This window comes from Pseudoalteromonas sp. S3776, assembly GCF_005886915.1.
GTDB lineage: Bacteria > Pseudomonadota > Gammaproteobacteria > Enterobacterales > Alteromonadaceae > Pseudoalteromonas.
Genome location: NZ_PNCU01000027.1, coordinates 89,055 through 111,859, shown reverse-complemented (window position 1 = coordinate 111,859; position 22,805 = coordinate 89,055). Strand labels below are relative to the sequence as shown.

Here is a 22,805-nt window from a genome sequence, read left to right as displayed (position 1 = left end):
ATAATAAATAAAGGCCTGATATGCCAATACCAGAAGAACATATAGACAACACCATTACTCAAGCACATGTGCTAGCGCAATTAGAGCAAGATGTTGGCTCACTCACTTTAGTAAGGCTGGTAAATTTATTTATTACTGAATTAGAGGAAATGCGACTTCGACTTAAACAAGCTATTGATGAGCAAGATGAAGATAATATTAAAGATATAATGCACGTACTTAAAAATTCTGCCGCGCTTTACGGTGCTTTAACTTTGGCAGCCCTAGCTAGCCAGTTACATGATTACCCACCGGTTACCATTGAAGAAAATATCCATGCTGCCCAAATCGTTCAACATAATCTAGAAAAAACCCATGCTGCATATCAAGTTATTGCACAAAATATTACTTAAAAGGTTCTGCTATGAACGATCCTCAAGAAAAAGCACTGATTTATATTGTTGAAGATAGTATTGCAAGTGGGGCTCTATACGCCAGCCAACTAGAGCAGGCTGGCCATGAATGCCGGCACTTTACCGATGGTTATTCAGCCTTGGTTGCTATAAAAGACACGATGCCCGACGTTATTGTGCAGGACGTTTGTTTACCCGATATTAGTGGTTTAGAGGTGCTGCAGTTTGTAAAAAAACAGGAAAAGCCAGCGAATGTCGTGATGATCACCTCAAATAGCTCTATTGATGTAGCTGTTGAGGCAATGCGCTTAGGAGGCTTTGATTTTTTAGAGAAACCGTTTTCAGGGCAGCGCTTAGTAAGCGCAGTTGATAGTGCGCTTTCACAGAAAACCACTCCTGCTGTTAAAGTTCAAAAACAAAAAGCACCAAGCACTTCAGCATTTATTGGTGAGTCACTCGCAATGCAAACAGTGTTTAGGCTTTTAGATAGTGCAGCACGAAGTAAAGCATGTGTTTTTATTACTGGTGAAAGTGGTACAGGGAAAGAGGTGTGCGCGCAAACGTTACACGACACGAGTCCAAGAAGTGAAGGGCCGTTTATAGCCATTAACTGTGCTGCTATTCCTGGAGAGCTATTTGAATCCGAGTTTTTTGGTCATGTAAAAGGGGCTTTTAGCGGCGCGTTAAGTGATAGAAAAGGCGCTGTAGAAGTGGCAAATGGTGGCACTTTATTTTTAGATGAGTTGTGTGAAATGGAGCTTAATTTGCAAGCTAAACTATTACGTTTTCTGCAAACCGGCGCGTTTAATCGAGTAGGCAGTAGCGAGGTTTTACACAGTAATGTTAGGCTAGTGTGTGCAACAAATAGAAGTCCCGTAGTTGAAGTTGCTGAAGGGCGTTTTAGGGAAGATTTATACTACAGACTTAATGTTATTCCTGTAAAATTACCACCGCTGCGTGAGCGAGCTGGCGATATTATGTTGCTTGCAAAGCATATTTTAAAACAAAAAAGTGAAAGTAACGCTAAGTTGTTCCATCGTTTTTCAAAAGAAGTTGAAAATCTTTTTTGCAACTACGATTGGCCCGGTAATATTCGTGAGCTGCAAAATGTTATAGAAAATATAGTTGTTATTAATGATGGTGAAATTGTTGAGCTAGATATGCTACCAAGCTCATTCGGTGTTAATTCTGCTATTCCAAGCAAAAATACTAGCCCATCCCAATCTTCAGAGCCATTACAAACTAACTCACTTATGGGCGTGCACGACATAGAGCCCCTTTGGCAGGTTGAAAAAAGAGCAATAGAGTCGGCAATAGCGGTATGCGATGATAACATTCCACTTGCTGCGGCCTATTTGGGTGTAAGCGCCTCGACTATTTACAGAAAAATAAAAGGTTGGAGTTAGCTTTACGTTTCTTACTTACACCTGCTTGGTGTTTATACTGTCCTAATGCTACTTAATAAAAGCGAGTCGCCTGTTATTTCGTTCTCAGTTACATTTTCATGGTTGAAATAAACAAAGATACCCTAAGCTCTATCACTACACCCTAAGTTTAATAGTAAAAGGAGATCACAATGAGTAACGTTAATTTACAGCCAGCAAGTGTAATGCAGCCTTTAGTGGTAAGCGATTTAGATAACAACGACGTGAATTTAGTTGACCGCGTAAGTGACAAACCTTGGAAAATGATAGTGGTGTACAGAGGCCAGCATTGCCCTAAATGTACCGAGCAGCTCAACGAGCTTGCAACAATGCATGACGATTTTGCCAGCGCAGGTGTAGAAGTTGTAGCAGTAAGTGGCGATAGCGAAGAGCAGCTTAAAAAGCATCTTGAAAAAATAGATGTAAATTACCCCCTTTATTACAATTTGACCATGGAGCAAATGACAGATTTAGGCTTATACATTAGTGAGCCGCGTAGTGATGCTGAAACAGATCACCCCTTTGCTGAGCCTTGCATTATTGTTTTAAACGAAGACAACCAAGTGCAAATGCTTGATAAATCAAATAGTCCATTTGTTCGCCCAAGCCTTAAGCAGTTGTTAGGCGGTATTAAATTTTCACGCGAAAATGACTACCCAATTCGCGGTACTTTTATTAAGTAACGTGTACTGAGAAATTTGTTGAATAGACGATGAGGGCACATTTTTGTGCCCTTTTTATTTTTTTCACTTTTTTAATAAAAATTACTTGAAAACTATTTTACTGCCCATAAATAGTTTAGTGAGGACGCCTGATGGGTCCCAAAAATACAGAAGTTATTGAAATTTATATTATTAATTTAATTATGTTGTACTTGTTCAAACGAAAAGTAACAACATTATATCGCTTAAATATGAGGATATTATTATGCGTACAGTAGATTTATCACCACTTTATCGTTCATTCATCGGCTTCGATCATTTAGCATCTTTAATGGATGCGGCAGCGCGTACAGACAAGCAGCCTAGCTTTCCCCCTTACAACATTGAAGCGCTCGATAAAGACAAATACAGAATCACTATGGCCGTTGCTGGCTTTAGTGAAAATGAACTGACCATTGAGTCAGAGAACAACACTTTAAAAGTTGCAGGCACTAAACCAAATAAAGATGAAAATGCAGAACGCAAGTTTATTCATCAAGGTATAGCAGAGCGTAACTTTGAGCGTAAGTTTCAACTAGGGGATCATGTAAAGGTACTTGGTGCCGATTTAGCTAACGGTCTGCTCAGCATAGACCTAGAGCGCGAAATTCCGGAAGCACTTAAACCTCGCAAAATTGAAATTGGCGCTAGCAACCTAATTGAAGGTAAGTAATCGCTAGTTTATATATTTTTTGATTGTAGCCGCCTAAGCTTAGGCGGCTTTTTTGTTTTCTATAACTCGTTTATGCGCGTTAAATAATAATTCGCTTGGTCTAAGGTCTGTTGTTGGAGCTCAGGCGCTTGTTTATCCCAGTTTCTATATACCATGCCGATGCGTGGATTTTTTTCAAGTAGTGCGCGGTGTTTGTCCATAAATTGCCAATATAAGCTATTGTAAGGGCACGCCTTATCACCTACTTTTTGTTTAACATCGTAGTGACAGTTTTTGCAGTAATCACTCATTTTATTAATGTAATTACCACTGGCTGCATAGGGTTTAGTGGCAATAATACCCTCATCTGCAAATTGGCTCATACCACGGGTGTTAGGCATTTCAACCCATTCAATGGCATCAATATAAACCCCCAAATACCACTGGTCGACCTCATTAGGGTCAACGCCCGTTAATAAGCAAAAATTACCAATGATCATTAACCGTTGAATATGGTGAGCGTAGGCGGTGTCTAAGCTCTGAGTTAAAGCATGACTTAAACAATTCATTTTTAAATCACCATCCCAAAAGTAATTCGGTAACGACTGCTTTGCCTGTAATTGATTTTTTTGTGCATAGTCGGGCATGTTTACCCAATATATGCAGCGGACGTACTCACGCCAACCTAGGATTTGCCTAACAAAGCCCTCTACTTGAGAAATCGAAATTTTATCAGGGTGAGCATTATATTCGTCAATTACACGCTTTATAACGTACAGCGGGTGGATTAGTTTTGCATTCAAAGCAAACGATAAACGGCTATGGTACAAGCTTGCGTTATTGGCGACTTGATCGGTCATTGCATCTTGAAACTGGCCAAAGTTTTTTAATAGGTGAGTGCAAAAATACTCTAAACAGGTTTTTGCTTGGTTGCGAGTAAGCGGCCACGGGAGCTGCTTGGGGTTTATTTGACCAAAGTAATTTACGTTATGTTTTTTAAGTCTGCTAATGATATTGCTAACATCGTTATCAAATATTTTTGGCGGGGGAATAGCGTTTAAATCTGCTTTTTTAAATTTATTTCTGTTTTTACTATCAAAGTTCCATTGTCCTCCTTGTGGGCTACTCCCATTCATAAGAATATTGTATTGTTTGCGCATAGCACGGTAAAAGTGCTCCATAGTCACATGTTTGTTTTTTTCAAATCGTTCGTTAATACGTTCAAATGGCAGCAAAAAATGTTCAGTGTCATAGGCTTTAACGGTAAAAGGTGATTCTTTCTTAAACTTGCTCAGCTGTGCTTTGAGCCTGTATTCATCAGGGTATTGATAATGTATTTCACTACATTGGTACTGTTTAGCTATTCGCGTAATCAAGTCGGGTAAGGTTTTGTCTTGGTGGGTATCATCAAGGGTAAGGTGAAGTGTGCTGTAATTGGCGCTTTGTAAAGCCGTAGCAAAACGCTCCATCGCATAAAAAAAAGCACATAACTTTTGCACATGGTGCTTAACATAGCAGGTTTCTTGATTTAACTCGGCGATTAAATAAAGCGTATCAGGGCTTTTTTCTTTAAACCACGAATGTGAAGCATTTAGTTGATCACCTAATATCAGGCGCAAAACCTTAAAACGAGACATAAACCACCTAAATTTAGTTGTACGTAAAAATCGACAACACAGATCTAGGAAGTCTGCTCATAACCAAAAAATCAGTGAGTCTTTTAAACCTTATTTGCGCGAAGTTGAGATATTTTTTGTTCTAGCGAAATAACATTTGTTTTATTAAACAATGTTGTATTAGCAAAGCTTTCAAAATAACGAAGCGCTTTTTGCCAAGCAACTTGCGTTTGTGCTGTAAAAAAACGTCCTAGGTGCTCGCTTAGTGTGTCGTAAAAGGCGTCACAAAGTAGTGATATTTCCCTTGGCGTAACATTCCTCTTTTTTAAATATTGCAAGTGAAAGGCTAAAAAGGGGGCAACAGATGATGGGTTATTCAAATGCCTAACTATGCGTTCTAAAACGCAATACAGTATATAACTTTTTTCGTTAAAGTAGGCCGCACTTGGGTATTGCATTGTAATATTTGACTCTTCAAGCTTGGCATGAAAGCGTGCTGTAAACGCGTGAAAGTTTGGCTTAACTATATGCAAACTTTTAATTAATTGTGGCTGATAAGTATTCATTAGCAATCTCATTAAATTTTGTAATTTTTATTTTTATCCACATCGGAGAGCTTTTAGTATAGTGCGTCGCTCACATATCGCACGTAATCTAAACGTAAAAAGCATAAATTTGTATCATTTTTATGAATTTTAGACATTTTATTTATGAATATACGGCTTTTTACGTAGATGTTAGTGACGCTACAATTACCATTTTAATGTCTGTATAATCATAATACATACTAGCGAAGCTTAAAATGGGGGGTCACTGATTTTATCAAACTTATTAGTTATTATGGTTGCTAATTACCCCGTATATCCTTATAATAGCCGCCATTGTTTAGCGGTTGATTAACCACTAACAGCGATATTGAATTTTAGGTTTGATATCTATTGGCGCGGGATGGAGCAGCCTGGTAGCTCGTCGGGCTCATAACCCGAAGGTCGTCGGTTCAAATCCGGCTCCCGCAACCAATTTTTATAGTTAGGTATAACCTTACTAATTCTGTATCGCGCATTCTAAGTAATGCGCGTTTTGCGTTTAAGCTAATGTAGTTTAATTAGGTCAGTAAAATGACCCGCAGCCAAGCTTGGCCAAAGGCCACACAGTTTTATGCTTTATTGGTGTGACGCCCCGCTTGGTTCGGGGCGTTGTTGTATCTGCACCATTGATTTTTTGTCTTGTCATTAAATCAAAACTTAAACTCAGTATTTTAGGGCTATAAGCCCTTTTTTTGTTTGTATGGAGGATTTTCGTGACAAAACTTGAGCAAGATTTATTAACCATGCTAACGCCTGCAGTAGAAATGTTAGGCTTTGAATTACATGGTCTTGAGTTTGTACAAGCAGGCCGCCATTCTACCTTAAGGGTTTATATTGACCATGAGGATGGGATATCTGTTGATAATTGTGCGGATGCGAGTCGCCAAATTAGTGCGATTTTAGACGTCGAAGACCCAATTACAAACGAATATGATTTGGAAGTATCGTCTCCTGGTGTTGATCGTCCATTATTCAAACAAGATCACTACGAGAAGGCGCAAGGAGAGGAAGTACGCGTGCGTACTAAGCTTCCACAAGATGGTCGCCGTAATTTTAAAGGCGACTTAGTAGCAGTTAGCAGTGATATGATCACACTTAAAAGCGATGGCGAAGAGCACTTAATCATGCTTAGCAATATCGAACGTGCGAACATCATCGCAAAGTTTTAATTCGAGTGCGAAGGAATAGGGCAAGCGAGGCATTACCCATGGCAAAAGAGATATTATTAGTTGCTGAAGCCGTTTCCAATGAGAAAGCGGTTCCAAAAGAAAAGATTTTTGAAGCGTTAGAGTTCGCTCTAGCAACAGCGACAAAGAAAAAACACGATGGCGAAATTGAAGTGCGCGTATCTATCGACCGCAAAACTGGCGATTACGATACATTCCGTCGTTGGAAGATTGCAGAAATTCAAGAAGATGGTTCATTAGAAAACCCTTACAGCGAAATCACATTAGAAGCAGCTCAGGTTGAAGAACCTGACTTGCAACTGGGTGATTATGTTGAAGAACAGATTGAATCTATCAAATTCGACCGCATAACTACACAAATGGCAAAGCAAGTTATCGTACAAAAAGTACGTGAAGCTGAGCGCGCTTTAGTTGTAGAAGCGTATAAAGATCAAGAAGGCGAGCTAGTAACAGGTGTCGTTAAAAAAGCAACACGTGATGCAATCGTACTTGATTTAGGTAACAACGCCGAAGCAGTTATTTACCGTGACGATATGCTGCCACGTGAAAACTTCCGTCCAGGAGATCGTATCCGTGGTCTTCTATACGAAGTTAAACCTGAAGCACGCGGCGCACAGTTATTCGTAACGCGTTCAAAACCAGAAATGCTGATGGAATTATTCCGCATTGAGGTGCCAGAGATTGGCGAAGAAATGATTGAGCTTCGTGCTGCAGCACGCGATCCGGGTTCACGCGCTAAAATTGCCGTTAAATCAAATGACAAGCGTATTGACCCAGTAGGTGCGTGTGTTGGTATGCGTGGTGCCCGTGTTCAAGCTGTATCATCAGAACTTGGTGGCGAGCGTGTTGATATCGTACTTTACGATGACAACCCGGCACAATTTGTAATTAATGCAATGGCACCAGCAGAAGTGGCTTCAATCGTAATGGATGAAGATACTCACTCAATGGATATCGCAGTAGAAGCCGATAACCTAGCACAAGCAATTGGTCGTAATGGTCAAAATGTTCGTTTAGCTAGCCAATTAACTGGTTGGGAACTAAACGTAATGACGGTTGATGACATGCGCGCTAAAAATGAAGCCGAGTCAGATAAGTTAATCAACTTATTTACTGAAAATTTAGATATTGATGATGAATTTGCATCATTACTTATTAACGAAGGTTTCTCAACACTTGAAGAAGTAGCCTATGTGCCTGCTTCAGAGTTTTTAGAAATCGACGGCTTAGATGAAGAAACAGTTGATGTGCTGCGTTCACGCGCTAAAGATGCATTAACAACTAAAGCACTTAAAACGGAAGAAAGCTTAGAAGGTGTAGAACCGGCTGAAGACTTACTTGCGCTTGAGGGTTTAGAACGCCATCTAGCATTTGTTATGGCAAGCAAAGGTGTAGTAACACTTGAAGACTTAGCTGAGCAAGGTATTGATGAATTAGTAGATATTACAGAGCTTTTACCTGAAAAAGCAGGTGAGCTAATTATGGCTGCACGTAATATTTGTTGGTTCGCAGACGAGTAATTTATTAACGGAGGTATTACACACTATGGCAGAAGTAAATGTTGAAAAACTAGCCGGCGATATAGGTACAACTGTTGATAAATTGCTTCAGCAATTTTCACAAGCGGGTATCACTAAAAAAGCGGGTGATAATGTAACTGAGGCTGAAAAAGCACAGCTACTAGATCACTTAAGCAAATCGCACGGTGGTACTGGTTCAGAAGGCCCAGCACGCATGACTTTACAGCGTAAGAGCAAAAGCACATTAAGTGTGACTGGTTCTACGGGTAAAGCAAAGGCTGTTCAAGTTGAAGTTCGCAAAACACGTACTTACGTGAAAAAAAGCGCAATTGAGCAAGAACAAGAGCAGCAGCGTCTAGCCGCTGAAGAAAAAGCGCGTATCGAAGAGCAGCAAAAAGCTGCACAAGAAGCCGCAGAATTAAAAGCGAAACAAGAGGCAGAACGTAAAGCAAAAGAAGAAGCTGATCGTAAAGCCAAAGAAGAAGCTAAGCGCAAAGCAGAAGCAGAGCGTAAGGCTAAACAACAGCAGATGACCCCAGAGCAAAGTGCTAAGTCTGAGAAAGATCGCATCGAAGCTGAGCGTCTGCAAAAAGAAGCAGAAGAGGCCGCATTGAAGAAAGCTGAAGAAGAAGCGAAACGTCAAGCAGAAGAGGCAAGAAAGCTAGCTGAAGAGAATGAAGCTCGCTGGAAGAAAGAGGAAGAAGAACGTAAGAAACGCGAAGAAACAGCGGATCACCATCTTACGACTTCTACTTACGCACGTGAGGCAGAAGATGTTGCCGATGCACGTGATGAGCAAGGCGCACGCCGTGCTAAGAAAAAGAAAAAAGCCCCAGCAAAAGATAAATTTGCAGGTGGTAAAGGCCGTAAAGGTAAGCTAAAAGCACCTACATCGTTACAACACGGTTTCCAAAAACCAACAGCAGATGTTAAAAACGAAGTGCGTATTAGCGAAACAATTACAGTTGCAGAGCTTGCATCACGCATGGCAGTTAAAGGCGCTGAAGTTGTTAAAACAATGATGAAAATGGGTGACATGGTTACCATTAACCAGGTAATTGACCAAGAAACAGCACAACTTGTTGCTGAAGAAATGGGCCACAAAGTTATCATTGTTAAAGAAAACGAATTAGAGCAAACAGTACTAAATGACCGCCATGAAGATGGTAAGTCTGAGCCGCGTGCACCAGTAGTAACTGTAATGGGTCACGTTGACCACGGTAAAACATCAACGCTTGATTACATTCGTTCTGCTAAAGTTGCATCAGGCGAAGCCGGTGGTATTACACAGCACATTGGTGCATACCACGTTGAAACTAACGGCAACATGATCACTTTCTTAGATACACCAGGTCACGCCGCGTTTACATCAATGCGTGCACGTGGTGCTAAAGCAACAGATATTGTAATCCTAGTGGTTGCAGCAGACGATGGTGTAATGCCACAGACTAAAGAAGCGGTACAGCATGCTCGCGCAGCTGGCGTTCCTTTAATCATTGCTGTAAACAAAATGGATAAAGAAGGCGCAGACCCAGATCGCGTTAAAAACGAACTAGCTCAGCTAGACGTTATTCCTGAAGATTGGGGCGGTGATACGCAGTACGTTCATATCTCAGCTAAAACAGGCTTAGGTATTGATGACTTACTAGAAGCTGTTCTTATGCAATCTGAGCTTTTAGAGCTTCGCGCTCCATCAGAAGGCATGGCAGCAGGTGTTGTAATTGAATCTCGTCTTGATAAAGGACGCGGCCCAGTTGCTTCTATCTTAGTTCAATCCGGTACCCTTAACCAAGGTGATATCGTACTGTGTGGCCTTGAATACGGCCGTGTTCGTGCAATGAAAGACGAAAACGGTAAAGACATTAAATCAGCGGGTCCTTCTATTCCTGTAGAGATTCTAGGTCTATCAGGTATTCCGGCAGCAGGTGATGAAGCGACTGTTGTTAAAGATGAGCGTAAAGCGCGTGAAGTTGCTTTATACCGTCAAGGTAAATTCCGCGACGTTAAACTTGCTCGTCAGCAAAAAGCTAAGCTTGAAAACATGTTTACTAACATGGCTGAAGGCGATGTATCTGAAGTTAACGTGGTACTTAAAGCAGACGTTCAAGGTTCAATCGAAGCGATTTCAGACTCACTAACTAAGCTTTCTACTGATGAAGTAAAAGTGAAGATTGTTGGTTCTGGCGTAGGTGGTATCACTGAAACTGATGCAACACTTGCTGCTGCATCTAACGCAATCGTAGTTGGCTTCAACGTGCGTGCTGACGCATCTGCACGTAAAGTGATTGATACTGAAAACTTAGACTTACGTTACTACAGTGTTATCTACAGCTTAATTGAAGAAGTTAAGCAGGCCATGTCGGGTATGCTTGCGCCTGAGTTTAAGCAAGAGATTATCGGTCTTGCTGAAGTGCGTGACGTATTTAAGTCTCCAAAAATTGGCGCAATTGCTGGTTGTATGGTGACTGAAGGTACTATTAAACGCAGCGCACCAATTCGTGTATTACGTGATAACGTGGTTATTTACGAAGGTGAGCTTGAGTCACTACGTCGCTTTAAAGATGACGTTCAAGAAGTACGTAACGGCATGGAATGTGGTATCGGTGTTAAGAACTACAATGACGTGCGCGTTGGTGACCAAATCGAAGTATTTGAGACAGTTGAAGTACAACGTACACTTTAATTGCTCGTAAGCTAAGATTGTAAATGGGGGCTTTGCCCCCATTTCTGTATCCATTATTTAATTAACTTATTATTTTAATTCAGTAAGTTATGATTTTAGGAAAACAATCATGAGAGAATTTTCTCGCACTGATCGTGTTGCTCAGCAAATTCAAAAAGAAATTGCTGTTATTTTACAACGCGAAATTAAAGATCCGCGCTTAGGCATGGTGACAGTGTCTGCGGTAGAAGTATCGCGCGATTTATCTTACGCAAAAGTTTTTATTACGGTGTTTAATACCGAAGATGAGAACAAAGCAAAAGAAAGCGCAAAAATACTTAACGAAGCAACGGGCTATATTCGCTCGTTACTGGGTAAGCGTATTCGTGCTCGTATAATGCCTGAGCTTAAGTTTGTAGTAGATAACTCACTAATGGAAGGGATGCGTATCTCTAACTTAGTGGACTCGGTTATTCGCGAAGATAACGCTAAACATGTTGATGATGAAACTGATAGCGAAGAAGGCACTAAAGACTAATGGCTAGACGCAGTAAAGGCCGTCCGATTGATGGTATTTTGTTGTTAAACAAACCTCAAGGCATTTCGTCGAACAAAGCCCTACAGCAAGCTAAAGGTATTTATTTTGCTCAAAAAGCTGGCCATACCGGTGCGCTAGATCCACTGGCCACTGGCATGCTGCCTATTTGCTTTGGTGAAGCGACTAAATTTACCCAATTTTTGCTCGATACAGATAAAACCTATGTGGTAAGAGCAAAACTAGGGGAGCGAACAACTACCTCTGATTCAGATGGCGAAGTGGTAGAAACCCGTGATGTAAACGTTACCACGGAACAGTTAGCTACAGAAGTTGAAAAGTTTTTAGGCGAGTCAGATCAGTATCCATCAATGTACTCGGCACTTAAATATGAAGGTAAACCTTTATATAAATACGCGCGTGAGGGCATTGAAGTACCGCGAAAGTGTCGAAAAATAAACGTGTTTAGTTTGTCGCTTGATGAGTTTGATGAAGCAAACAATGAAGTGCAAATGACTGCGCATGTATCTAAGGGTACATACATCCGTACCATTGTAGATGATTTAGGCGAAAACCTAGGCTGTGGCGCACATGTTATTATGTTGCATCGTTCGGCGGTTGGCCATTATCCTAAAGACAAAATGGTCTCGCTTGAGCACCTTGAAACTCTATTAGCGAAGGCTAAAGAAGAGGAGGTTGCCCCTTCTACATACCTTGATGAACTGCTATTGCCAATGGATAGTGCGCTGGTTGATTTACCCGTTGTAGAAATTAGTAAAGAGCAGGGTGTTGCGTTTAGCCATGGCCAAGCCGTAGTAGTAGGCACAGATTTACCCGAAGGGGCCATTAAGGTCTTAGCTGATGGTGTGTTTATTGGGACCGGTGAGCGCAACCCTGATGGGCATTTAAAATCAAAGCGCGGCTTATCTAATCAGCAACCTGAGTAAACTTTCACTTGTAGTTATCCTCATAGTTGGTAGAATACGCCCGCTCAATCGTTTTGGCTGAATTAGTGATCGGCTAAAGCACCTATTAAATTTAACTTTTGGAGTTATTATGTCACTAAGCAATCAAGAAAAAATCGATATCATTGCTAAATTTGCACGTGCTGAAGGCGACACTGGTTCACCTGAAGTACAAGTAGCTTTACTTACTTTTGATATCAACAAGCTTCAAGGTCACTTTGCTGACCACAAGCATGACTTCCACTCACGTCGTGGTCTGCTTCGTAAAGTAAGTACTCGCCGTAAATTGCTTGATTACCTTAAAGGTAAAGATATCTCGCGTTATACTGCACTAATCCAAGAGCTTGGCCTACGTCGCTAAGAACTAGATTACGAGAAAAGGAGCTTTATAGCTCCTTTTTTTGTGCCTAAATTTTTAACCTACCAATACACCTTCTTAAAATATAAGTAAAAATCAATAAACGATTAGGCAAAAGCGATTGTGTTTTATCTTTGGGTAGGCTCGCAATTTTAGGTCGCTTTGGTATATACTATGCGCGTAGATAAATAGGTTATCTGCAGTCATTAAAAATTTTGCCAATTGTAGTACTTAATTGATTTCCAACTGAATACAATTATGTACTGTAATTGGCCCTTTTAATGACACTTATTATTGAAATATAAAAACATTTAAGGAATATTTTAAGTGCAAGCAATTATTAAAGAATTTCAACTAGGCCAACACACAGTTACCCTAGAAACAGGTGCAATCGCACGTCAAGCTGACGGTGCAGTATTAGCAAGTATTGGCGATACATCAGTATTAGTTACTGTAGTTGGTAAGCGTGAAGCTCAACCTGGTCAAGATTTTTTCCCATTAACAGTTAACTACCAAGAGCGTATGTACGCTGCCGGCCGTATCCCTGGCGGTTTCTTAAAGCGTGAAGGTCGTCCTAACGATGGCGAAACACTTATTGCACGTCTTATTGACCGTCCAATTCGTCCACTTTTCCCAAATGGTTTCGTAAACGAAGTACAAGTTATTGCAACCGTTGTATCTGTAAACCCTGAAATCCAACCAGATATGGTTGCGATGATTGGTACATCAGCAGCACTTGCTATCTCTGGTATCCCTTTTAACGGCCCAATTGGTGCATCACGCGTTGGTTACATCAACGGTGAATACGTACTAAACCCGACATTAAAAGAGCTTGAAGAAAGCCAACTAGATTTAGTTGTTGCAGGTACTGATAACGCAGTACTAATGGTTGAGTCTGAAGCTGATGTACTTGCTGAAGATGTAATGCTAGGTGCGGTTGTATACGGCCATGAGCAATCTCAAGCTATCATCAATGCAATAAACGAATTTAAAGCAGAAGCAGGTAAACCTACATGGGATTGGACTGCACCTGAGAAAAACGTATCGCTTGAAGAAAAAGTAGCTGAACTTGCTTCTGAAAAAGTAGGTGAAGCTTACCGTATTACTGATAAAGTAGCGCGTAAAGAAGCATTAACTGCAGCAAAAGACGCAGTAATTGAAGCGCTTACAAGCGAGCTTGCTGAAGATGAAACGCTTGATAAGCAAGAAGTAGGTAAAGTATTCGGTTCACTTGAGAAGAAAATTGTACGTGGCCGCATCACTGCAGGTGAAAAACGTATCGATGGTCGTGAACCAGACATGATCCGTGCACTAGACGTAATGACGGGTGTATTACCACGTACTCACGGTTCTGCAATCTTTACTCGTGGTGAAACACAAGCGCTTGTTACTGCTACACTGGGTACAGAACGTGATTCGCAGTTAATCGATGATTTAACGGGTACTCATAAAAACCACTTTATGCTTAACTACAACTTCCCTCCATTCTGTGTAGGTGAAACTGGTTTTGTAGGCTCTCCTAAGCGTCGTGAAATTGGTCACGGTAACCTAGCTAAGCGTGGTATTCAAGCTGTAATGCCTACACTTACTGAGTTCCCTTACTCAATTCGTGTTGTATCTGAAATCACTGAATCTAACGGTTCGTCTTCAATGGCATCTGTTTGTGGTACGTCATTAGCACTTATGAACGCGGGTGTACCAATTAAAGCATCTGTAGCGGGTATCGCGATGGGTCTAGTGAAAGAAGATGAGAAGTTTGTTGTTCTTTCAGATATCTTAGGTGATGAAGATCACTTAGGTGACATGGACTTTAAAGTTGCAGGTACTACTAACGGTATCACTGCACTACAAATGGATATCAAGATTGAAGGCATCACACAAGAAATCATGCAAATTGCGCTTAAACAAGCTAAAGCGGCACGTTTACATATTTTAGGTGTAATGGATGAAGCGATTTCTGCTCCTTCTGAAGAATTATCAATGTTTGCTCCTCGCATCTACACTATGCAAATTCCTGCTAAGAAGATTGCTGAAGTAATTGGTAAAGGTGGCGCTACAATTCGTCAACTTACCGAAGAGACAGGCACAACAATTGAAATTGAAGATGACGGTACAATTAAGATTGCTGCAACAGACGGTGAAAGCGCGCAAAACGCAATTACACGTATTGAGCAATTAACAGCAGAACTAGAAGTAGGTACTATCTACACTGGTAAAGTGGTACGTATTGTTGACTTTGGTGCGTTTGTAAACATTCTTCCTGGTAAAGATGGCCTTGTGCACATTTCTCAAATCAGCACAGAGCGTGTTAACAACGTAACTGACCACTTAAGTGAAGGTCAAGAAGTTAAAGTTAAAGTATTAGAAGTAGACCGCCAAGGCCGTGTACGTCTAAGCATTAAAGAAGCAATGGAATCAGCAGCACCTGCAGCTGATGAGTCAAAAGACGCATAATTGCTAAACTTTAACCCGTTAATATACGCGGGATAATAAAAAAGGGGCTGTTTAGCCCCTTTTTTTATGCTTTAATGAAACCTTATTAGACAAGGTCTGTCTTATTTTTATTGCGATATATCTTGGTATTAAGGATTTTAATGATACTCAAACACTTAGCTTTGGCATCTTTTGCTATTTTGTCTTTAAGCGCTTGCCAAACCACGACTGAATCAAAACCTACGCCGATTGTTAATGTGCCTTTTACTGCACCCCTTGCATCCGACTTTAGAAGCGAAATTGCGATTGCACGTTACTCTGAGCTATTAAATAGAGCCGATTTAAGTACCGAGCAACAAGCTAAGCTTTATTATGACCGTGGGGTATTATTTGATAGCCTAGGAATGACCACGTTATCGCGCATTGATTTTAACCGCGCTATAAAACTAAAGCCTGATTTAGCTGAGGTGTATAACTTTTTAGGTATTCAGCATACTTTAATGCAGCAATACGAAAAAGCGTATGAGTTTTTTGACTCAGCCCTTGAGCTTAATGAAGAGCATGAATACGCTTATTTAAACCGTGGTATTGCACTGTATTATGGTGAAAGAGCAAACTTGGCGCAAAGTGACTTTGATGAGTTTTTAGCGCGATCACCAAACGATCCTTACCGAGTGCTATGGCTTTATCTTGCACAGTCGCAAGAGGATAAACAACAAGCATTAGCCGCTCTTAAAACAAATGCCGCAGCACTTGATGAATCGCAATGGGCGTATCAGTTAATTTCGCTTTATACTGGCGATATGAGTGAGCATACGTTTTTATCGGGTATTAGCGAAGGTGTTAAATCTGAGCAAGAATACGCACAGCGTTTGTGCGAGGCGTATTTTTATTTAGCCAAAATGCACCAAGCAGCAGGCAAGCAGTACTTAGCTGCGGATTACTTTAGATTGGCATTATCCACTAATGTGCATGAGTTTATTGAATATAAATATGCGCGTTTAGAGCTTGAGCTTATGGCTGGTGCAGACGCTAGTTAAATACCTGTGTTATTTAAGTGGTTTGCTATTTAGCCTGCTTATTGCGGGCTCTAGCAACCATTTAAGCAGTAATGGTTTTTGGCATGTACTTAATACGAAGGCTGATCCGCTGCAAAGCTATTGGCAATTCCCTCGCTACTTTTCAAATAATATCGCGCATCTTCCCAGATTAACCTTGGGCTTTTTAGCGCGTGAAAACATCCCATCAGCCCAATACAATTATTCTTTAAAGCTGATAAAAAAAAATAAAAACGAGCAAGCTAAGTTATTTTGGCTACAAAGTATAACTTACATTACCCACGCCCAGCGACAGGATTTAGCTAATCTTCTCTTGGCACGATCGCGCTGGGACGATTTACTATTATTAAAGCAGCAAGAATTATTGCCCAAAGGGGATGCGTATAACCACTTAGCACTTCATACTTCAAATCATTACAAACGTATCCCAAACGCTTTTTTAAAAAATCTTGGGTTCACGGCTTTAAATACCTTACCGGCTAGTAATAGCACCTGTATCTACAATGTCGTTATGATAGGCGTTCATCGCGAAGGGCTTTATAAATTACAAAGCTTCACTAAACAGTTTAATAAAGTACCCGAACCGCAAAAAGGGGTGTTTTGTTTTAGCGAACCGGTTTACGCCGCTGGCGCATTGGAGTGTAAAAACACACTTTCTATGGCCAACTGTAAATGGAAAAATAAAGCTTTGAAAGCCAAGGTTGCAAAAGAGTTTGGCTACAGTGTGATAATGAGTAAAAACGGTACGGCTAATGTTATGGGCAAACAAATGCAGCTAAGTACCAGCGCTAACTATCATGTTTTTTTACACGAGCTTATGCATTTTAGCGGGTTTGAAGATGAATATACGCTCCCGCAGAGCAAACAAAAGTGGCTTTGTTCAAAGCAAGGTTATGTTGCGCCTAATTTATATATTTCACAGGGCGAGCCGCCTCCTACAGGTTGGCACAAAAGTGAGAGCTGCCAGCAAGGGGGCGTAGCATATAAGCCTAGTAAGGATTGGTCTATTATGCAGTATCAACAACTAGGTTTATCAAAGAGGTACAGGGCGTTGTGGCAGAAACAAATACAACAACAAGAAACCTTAACCCTTGATTAAAATTAAATCGAATAGGCTTGCTATCTATAGACAAAATGGCTGTTTATAAGTATAACTGTACGTATTAATGTCGTTTAAAAACAGACAGTAAAAGCATCTTTTCGTGATGTATAAAACGTAAGGATAAACTTATGATTATAAAAGGCCCTACATTATGACTTTGCTCTGGATACCTTTGTTATCCTTAATTGGCAGTGTTATTTCTTCATGCACCGGCAAACTATCCCGTACGCAAGCTGCAGCTGTGACTGTGCTTGCGCCTTTAACAGCTTTAGGTATTACGCTATACCACACTCCCGCTATTTTAGCAGGTGAAACAATTCGTTATGCTGTAACGTGGATCCCCGCACTTGGGCTGGATTTATCATTTCGTCTTGATGGCTTGAGCCTACTGTTTATGTTTATGATTTTGGGCATAGGCATACTGGTCATTACCTACGCACGTTACTATCTGAGTAAAAACGACTCCTTAGCTAAGCTGTATAGTTACTTATTGTTGTTCATGACGGCCATGCTAGGCATTGTTATGTCTAACAATGTTATTCAACTTTGGCTGTTTTGGGAATTAACCAGCATTAGCTCATTTTTATTAATTAGCTATTGGTGGCATAAAACAGAAGCGCGAAAGGGCGCGCGTATGGCACTAGCTGTTACCGGTGCCGGTGGTTTAGCATTGCTGGCAGGTTTAATGTTAGTGGCCGATATTGTTGGTAGTTACGACCTGGATGTAATTTTAGCTAGCAAGGCAATTGTGCAATCTCATGACTTATACGAAACTGCACTTGTATTAGTTTTGCTAGGCGCATTTACTAAATCGGCACAGTTTCCATTTCATTTTTGGCTCCCTCACGCTATGGCAGCCCCAACCCCAGTAAGCGCGTATTTGCATTCTGCGACGATGGTAAAAGCAGGTATATTTTTATTAGCGCGTTTTCATCCTGTGCTTTCAGGCACAGACACATGGTTTTTACTGGTGGGTTTGACTGGTTTAGCAACGCTTTTGTTTGGTGCTTATATCGCGTTGTTCAAACACGATTTAAAGGGCCTGTTAGCATACTCAACTATTAGCCATTTAGGTTTAATTACGTTGTTACTGGGCCTTGATACTGAGCTCTCTACTGTAGCGGCGATATTCCATATTATTAATCACGCCACTTTTAAAGCCTCATTATTTATGGCAACGGGTATAATCGATCACGAAACGGGTACGCGTGATATGCGTAAGCTCAACGGCATGTGGCGGTATTTACCTTACACGGCGACACTCGCAATGGTCGCAGCAGCCTCAATGGCGGGTGTGCCATTGCTCAACGGTTTTTTATCTAAAGAAATGTTTTTTGCCGAAACCTTACATCAACAAGTGTTGGGCTCTATGTCGTGGTTAATCCCGGTTTTAGCGACCATTGCAGGGGCGCTCTCTGTGGCGTACTCCTCACGCTTTATCCATGATGTATTTTTTAACGGCGACCCCATAGATTTACCACGCCAACCACATGAAGCTCCACGTTATATGCGATTGCCAATTGAAGTGCTGGTTGTGCTGTGTGTGCTTGTAGGTATGTTTCCACATTTCTCTGTTGATGGAATTTTACATGCCGCATCATTGGCTGTCCTTGGTCAACAAGTTCCAGAGTACGAACTGGCTATTTGGCATGGCTTTAACCTTCCTTTATTGATGAGTGCCATGGCTGTGGTGGGCGGTTTATTTATTTATATTAACCGCAAATACTTATTTCAATTTCAAGCCTCGTTACCACCCCTTAATGCTAAAAAAACGTTCGAGGTAATTGTCCTTAGGGCTATTACTTGGTCTCAAAACAGAGTAAGTAGCATCGAAAACGGCTCATTGCAGCGCTACGTTTTTGTAATGCTGGCTGTGGTGCTATTGTGTGCGGGGTGGCCATTGTTTGAAATGCAACAGTTAGCCGGCAGTATGGCGAGTATCCCTGTCGATGTGCACAATGCTATTGGCGCTGGGTTATTAATTATTGGCGCATTGGCTACGGTTATTTGGCATCGTTCTCGTGTAGTTGCTTTATTAATGATTTCTATTGTGGGGCTTATGGTGTCAGTTGCGTTCACTCGTTTTTCTGCCCCTGATTTAGCGCTTACGCAACTTACCGTTGAAGTAGCCACCGTAATTTTACTAATGCTAGCATTGTTTTTCCTACCTCAGCATACACCTAAAGAGTCTAGTTCACTTAGGGTATTACGAGATTTAGGCATTGCATCAACATTAGGTGTAGTTGTTGCAAGTATTTGCTACGCACTTCTTACACGACCGCTTGAATCAATATCTGATTTCTTTATCGCTAATGCTAAAACAGGCGGTGGCGGTACGAATGTAGTAAACGTTATTTTGGTCGATTTTAGGGGCTTTGATACCTTGGGTGAGATCACGGTGTTAGGTATTGCAGCATTGGGAATATTTAAAGTGCTGTCGCGTATTCCTCTGTTTATGCCTGCAAGTGATGGTGAAGGGCGACCTTGGGCGCGTGAACGCCACCCTATACTACTTGCCAGTATTTCGCATAGTTTATTACCGCTTGCATTATTAGTATCGGCTTATATTTTCTTACGTGGCCATAACTTACCTGGCGGTGGCTTTATTGCAGGTTTAGTAACGTCGATTGCCTTTATATTGCAGTACATGGCTCATGGGTCAGCTTGGATAAGTGAGCGCTTTGCAGTTAACTATCGCAAAATCATCGCTTCGGGTATTGGTATTGCCTTGTTTACTGGTGTAGGCAGCTGGTTCTTCGATAGGCCATTTTTAACAACGTGGTTTGATTATTTTGATATTCCATTTATTGGCAAAACAGAGCTTGCAAGTGCGATTGTGTTTGATTTGGGCGTATACTTAACAGTAGTTGGAGCTACATTAATGATATTAGCAAGCCTTGGCAACATGACAGCAGATACCCAGAAAAAAGAGGTAAATATTTAATGGAGCTATTGTACGCATCTTGCGTTGGAGTGTTAGTGAGTTGTGGTGTTTACTTACTACTTAGGGCGCGTACGTTCCCAGTGGTGCTTGGACTTACTATGATTTCATATGCAGTCAATTTATTTTTATTTTCTGCAGGTCGTTTAACCATTAATAAAGCAGTCGTGCTTGGGACAGGTACTGATTATGCAGACCCATTGCCTCAAGCTTTAGTGTTAACCGCCATTGTAATAGGTTTTGCTATGACTGCATTTGTGGTTATTTTAGCAATACGTGGTAGAGCCGATTTGGGTAGCGATCATGTTGATGGGCAAATAATAAAAAGCACGGCCGATAGCAAGGAGCAAAAATGATTCAACATTTAAGCTCTTTGCCTATTCTGTTACCTATGCTGGCAGCAGTCATATTGCTTTTGCCGCCATGTGGTAAAAGCTTACGTATTCGTCGTATTGCCTCATCAATCATGGCGGTGGTCACGTTTATCGCCAGTGCAATGCTGCTAATCCATGTGTATAACAGTGGTATCAATGTATACGCAATTGGTAATTGGTCAGCGCCTTTTGGCATAGTACTTGTTGCCGATATGCTTTCTACTTTATTGGTTGCACTTACATCCTTTTTAGGAATGGGAGTCATTTTATATGGCTGTGCAGGTGATGATGCTAAAGGTAATTTCTTTCACCCTTTAGTGCACTTTTTAATATTAGGTGTAAATGGCGCATTTTTAACAGGCGATCTGTTTAATGTATTTGTATTTTTTGAAGTACTTCTTATTGCCTCATACTCATTACTTATGCACGCAGGTGATAAGCAAAATACGCGCGCCGCACTTCAATATGTAATATTAAACTTAGTTGGCTCGAGCGTATTTTTAATTGGGTTGGGTATTTTATACGGCGTACTGGGTACATTAAACATTGCCGATATGGCTCAAAAAGTATCGCTGCTAACAGGGGACGATGTTTACTTAGCCAAAGCGGGTGGCTTGCTATTGTTAGTTGTATTTGCTTTAAAAGGTGCGCTATTACCTTTGCATTTATGGTTACCTAATACCTATGCAAGTGCAAAACCTGTCGTTGCTGCGTTGTTTGCGATTATGACCAAAGTAGGCGTATACGCGATGTTGCGCGTTTATACCGTTATATTTGGTGAACAAGCCGGCGAGCTTGAGCATATGGCGCAAACTTGGTTATGGGGCTTAGCTATTGCCACCATAGTGGTCGGTGGAATTGGCGTAATGGCAGCACAAGATTTACGCAAGTTAACGGCAAACCTAGTAGTTGTATCAGTGGGCACATTAGTTGCTCTAATTGCCTTGCAAAACGTCACAGCAACAGCTGCACTGCTTTATTATTTAGTACATTCTACTTTAGTCAGTGCCGCACTGTTTTTATTAGCTGATTTAATTGCCACACAAAGAGGGAAAGTAGGGGATAGACTTGTTGCTGGCCGCGCTGTAAGCCAACCCTATTTGTTAGGGGCGTGCTTTGTAATTGCTGTATTAACCGTTGTAGGAATGCCACCGCTATCGGGGTTTGTTGGAAAAGTTTGGATCCTCAAAACAACCTTGAATAGCGAGCAAGCCTTACTATTTTGGCCTGTTTATTTAATTACTAGCTTTGTTTTATTAGTTGCACTTTCGCGTGCTGGCACCAGTTTGTTTTGGGAGCGAAAAGCAAAGAAGGGCGAGAGTACTGATGGCGTTAATGCCCACCCATTACAAATTTTAATAATTGTTGGGTTATTGGCATGTTCTCCATTGTTAGTTATTTTTGGTGGTCCTATCAGCGATTATATGCTCAGTGCTGCTACGCAACTGCATGACATTAATGGTGGTATTAATGCCGTAATGAGAGGAGGGAAGTAATGAGATTACAAGCCCGTTATCGTTGGTTGCCAACGCCGTTTCGTAGTTTCTTTTTATTTGTGATCTGGTTGCTACTCAATAATAGTGTATCGCCAGGGCACTTGGTATTAGCAACGTTTTTAGCGATATTTATACCCTTATTGAGTTTTTCATTACGTGATCCACAACCGCTAATACTAAAACCGGGGTTGGCTTTAAAACAACTACTTATTGTTCTTTACGATATAGTAGTCGCTAATTTACAGGTGGCCTTGTTAATAGTGGGTCCGGCTAAAAAATTACGCCCTGCTTTTGTAAAAGTCCCTATAGATTTGAGCCATGATATGCCAATTACGATTCTTGCCAGTTGTGTATCACTCACACCGGGTACAGTAAGTGCCGAAGTGTACCCTATCCCAGAATCGCTTAACGAAGGTGAAACGCCCACACAGCGTTATTTACTTATACATGTACTCGATTTAAAAGACGAAGAGGCACTTATTAAACAAATTAAACAACGCTACGAAGCTCCCCTAAAGGAGATTTTTCAATGCTAGATACTGTATTACTCATTGTTTTTTCTATGATTGGCTTATCGCTATTACTGAATTTATGGCGACTTATTATAGGCCCATCGGTGCCAGACCGCATTTTGGCGCTGGACACTATGTATATAAACGTCATTGCATTAATTATTTTATACAGTATTAGCATGGGCACAGGCCTGTATTTTGAAGCCGCATTGCTAATAGCTATGCTTGGTTTTATTAGTACAGTTGCTGTGTGTAAGTATTTACTGCGTGGCGACATAATTGAATAGGAT

General features: G+C 41.0%; 20 protein-coding genes and 1 tRNA gene. 19 read left to right on the top strand and 2 right to left on the bottom strand.

What is annotated here, in order from left to right:
• Window positions 1-20 precede the first annotated feature (20 nt).
• From CWC16_RS12130 to CWC16_RS12115, 4 genes are all read left to right on the top strand, one after another.
• Window positions 21-392 carry an Hpt domain-containing protein gene (locus CWC16_RS12130; protein WP_055013996.1) on the top strand — a complete coding sequence of 124 codons (372 nt, stop codon included), beginning with the start codon at window positions 21-23 and terminating at the stop codon, window positions 390-392.
• Window positions 393-403: 11 nt separating this feature from the next.
• Complete coding sequence (locus CWC16_RS12125; RefSeq protein ID WP_055013995.1) at window positions 404-1,798, top strand: sigma-54-dependent transcriptional regulator; 1,395 nt, start codon at window positions 404-406, stop codon at window positions 1,796-1,798.
• Window positions 1,799-1,968: 170 nt separating this feature from the next.
• Window positions 1,969-2,499: a peroxiredoxin-like family protein gene (locus CWC16_RS12120; protein WP_138541710.1), complete on the top strand. Its 531-nt coding sequence runs from the start codon at window positions 1,969-1,971 to the stop codon at window positions 2,497-2,499.
• A 244-nt stretch (window positions 2,500-2,743) separates the two neighbouring features.
• Window positions 2,744-3,190: an Hsp20 family protein gene (locus CWC16_RS12115; protein ID WP_055013993.1), complete on the top strand. Its 447-nt coding sequence runs from the start codon at window positions 2,744-2,746 to the stop codon at window positions 3,188-3,190.
• Between the two features lie 59 nt (window positions 3,191-3,249).
• Here CWC16_RS12115 and CWC16_RS12110 read toward each other — a convergent pair whose 3' ends face one another.
• Both CWC16_RS12110 and CWC16_RS12105 read right to left on the bottom strand, forming a co-directional pair.
• Window positions 3,250-4,806: a cryptochrome/photolyase family protein gene (locus CWC16_RS12110; RefSeq protein WP_138541709.1), complete on the bottom strand. Its 1,557-nt coding sequence runs from the start codon at window positions 4,804-4,806 to the stop codon at window positions 3,250-3,252.
• 83 nt (window positions 4,807-4,889) lie between these two features.
• Complete coding sequence (locus CWC16_RS12105) at window positions 4,890-5,351, bottom strand: globin (protein WP_055013991.1); 462 nt, start codon at window positions 5,349-5,351, stop codon at window positions 4,890-4,892.
• A 376-nt stretch (window positions 5,352-5,727) separates the two neighbouring features.
• On the opposite strand from CWC16_RS12105, the gene CWC16_RS12100 reads away from it, so the two are divergent.
• From CWC16_RS12100 to CWC16_RS12030, 15 genes are all read left to right on the top strand, one after another.
• Window positions 5,728-5,804: transfer RNA gene (locus tag CWC16_RS12100), tRNA-Met, on the top strand.
• Window positions 5,805-6,085: 281 nt separating this feature from the next.
• The gene (rimP, locus tag CWC16_RS12095; protein ID WP_004585883.1) at window positions 6,086-6,541 is read left to right on the top strand and encodes a ribosome maturation factor RimP; all 456 of its coding nucleotides are present in this window, start codon (window positions 6,086-6,088) and stop codon (window positions 6,539-6,541) included.
• Between the two features lie 38 nt (window positions 6,542-6,579).
• Entirely contained in the window at window positions 6,580-8,079 is a 1,500-nt protein-coding gene (gene nusA / locus CWC16_RS12090) for a transcription termination factor NusA (protein WP_138541708.1), read from the top strand.
• 25 nt (window positions 8,080-8,104) lie between these two features.
• Entirely contained in the window at window positions 8,105-10,762 is a 2,658-nt protein-coding gene (infB, locus tag CWC16_RS12085) for a translation initiation factor IF-2 (RefSeq protein WP_055013989.1), read from the top strand.
• Window positions 10,763-10,871: 109 nt separating this feature from the next.
• Window positions 10,872-11,279, top strand: coding sequence for a 30S ribosome-binding factor RbfA (rbfA, locus tag CWC16_RS12080; protein WP_004585886.1), 408 nt, complete (start codon window positions 10,872-10,874; stop codon window positions 11,277-11,279).
• The gene (truB, locus tag CWC16_RS12075) at window positions 11,279-12,223 is read left to right on the top strand and encodes a tRNA pseudouridine(55) synthase TruB (RefSeq protein ID WP_138541707.1); all 945 of its coding nucleotides are present in this window, start codon (window positions 11,279-11,281) and stop codon (window positions 12,221-12,223) included. Before rbfA ends, truB begins: the two co-directional genes overlap by 1 nt.
• 109 nt (window positions 12,224-12,332) lie before the next feature.
• Entirely contained in the window at window positions 12,333-12,602 is a 270-nt protein-coding gene (gene rpsO / locus CWC16_RS12070) for a 30S ribosomal protein S15 (protein ID WP_004585888.1), read from the top strand.
• Window positions 12,603-12,926: 324 nt separating this feature from the next.
• A complete protein-coding gene (gene pnp, locus CWC16_RS12065; protein WP_055017204.1) occupies window positions 12,927-15,053 on the top strand; it encodes a polyribonucleotide nucleotidyltransferase in 2,127 nt (708 codons plus the stop codon).
• A gap of 140 nt (window positions 15,054-15,193) precedes the next feature.
• Window positions 15,194-16,072: a lipoprotein NlpI gene (gene nlpI / locus CWC16_RS12060; protein WP_138541706.1), complete on the top strand. Its 879-nt coding sequence runs from the start codon at window positions 15,194-15,196 to the stop codon at window positions 16,070-16,072.
• On the top strand, window positions 16,056-17,189 hold the full coding sequence (locus CWC16_RS12055; RefSeq protein WP_138541705.1) for a hypothetical protein: 1,134 nt from the start codon (window positions 16,056-16,058) through the stop codon (window positions 17,187-17,189). Before nlpI ends, CWC16_RS12055 begins: the two co-directional genes overlap by 17 nt.
• A 154-nt stretch (window positions 17,190-17,343) precedes the next feature.
• A complete protein-coding gene (locus tag CWC16_RS12050; RefSeq protein ID WP_138541704.1) occupies window positions 17,344-20,136 on the top strand; it encodes a monovalent cation/H+ antiporter subunit A in 2,793 nt (930 codons plus the stop codon).
• The gene (locus CWC16_RS12045; RefSeq protein WP_055013983.1) at window positions 20,136-20,489 is read left to right on the top strand and encodes a Na+/H+ antiporter subunit C; all 354 of its coding nucleotides are present in this window, start codon (window positions 20,136-20,138) and stop codon (window positions 20,487-20,489) included. The genes CWC16_RS12050 and CWC16_RS12045 overlap by 1 nt, the downstream gene beginning before the upstream one ends.
• Window positions 20,486-22,003, top strand: coding sequence for a monovalent cation/H+ antiporter subunit D (locus CWC16_RS12040; protein ID WP_138541703.1), 1,518 nt, complete (start codon window positions 20,486-20,488; stop codon window positions 22,001-22,003). Before CWC16_RS12045 ends, CWC16_RS12040 begins: the two co-directional genes overlap by 4 nt.
• Window positions 22,003-22,539, top strand: coding sequence for a Na+/H+ antiporter subunit E (locus CWC16_RS12035; RefSeq protein WP_055013981.1), 537 nt, complete (start codon window positions 22,003-22,005; stop codon window positions 22,537-22,539). Before CWC16_RS12040 ends, CWC16_RS12035 begins: the two co-directional genes overlap by 1 nt.
• On the top strand, window positions 22,533-22,802 hold the full coding sequence (locus CWC16_RS12030) for a K+/H+ antiporter subunit F (protein WP_013464545.1): 270 nt from the start codon (window positions 22,533-22,535) through the stop codon (window positions 22,800-22,802). Before CWC16_RS12035 ends, CWC16_RS12030 begins: the two co-directional genes overlap by 7 nt.
• The last annotated feature ends 3 nt before the right edge of the window (window positions 22,803-22,805 follow it).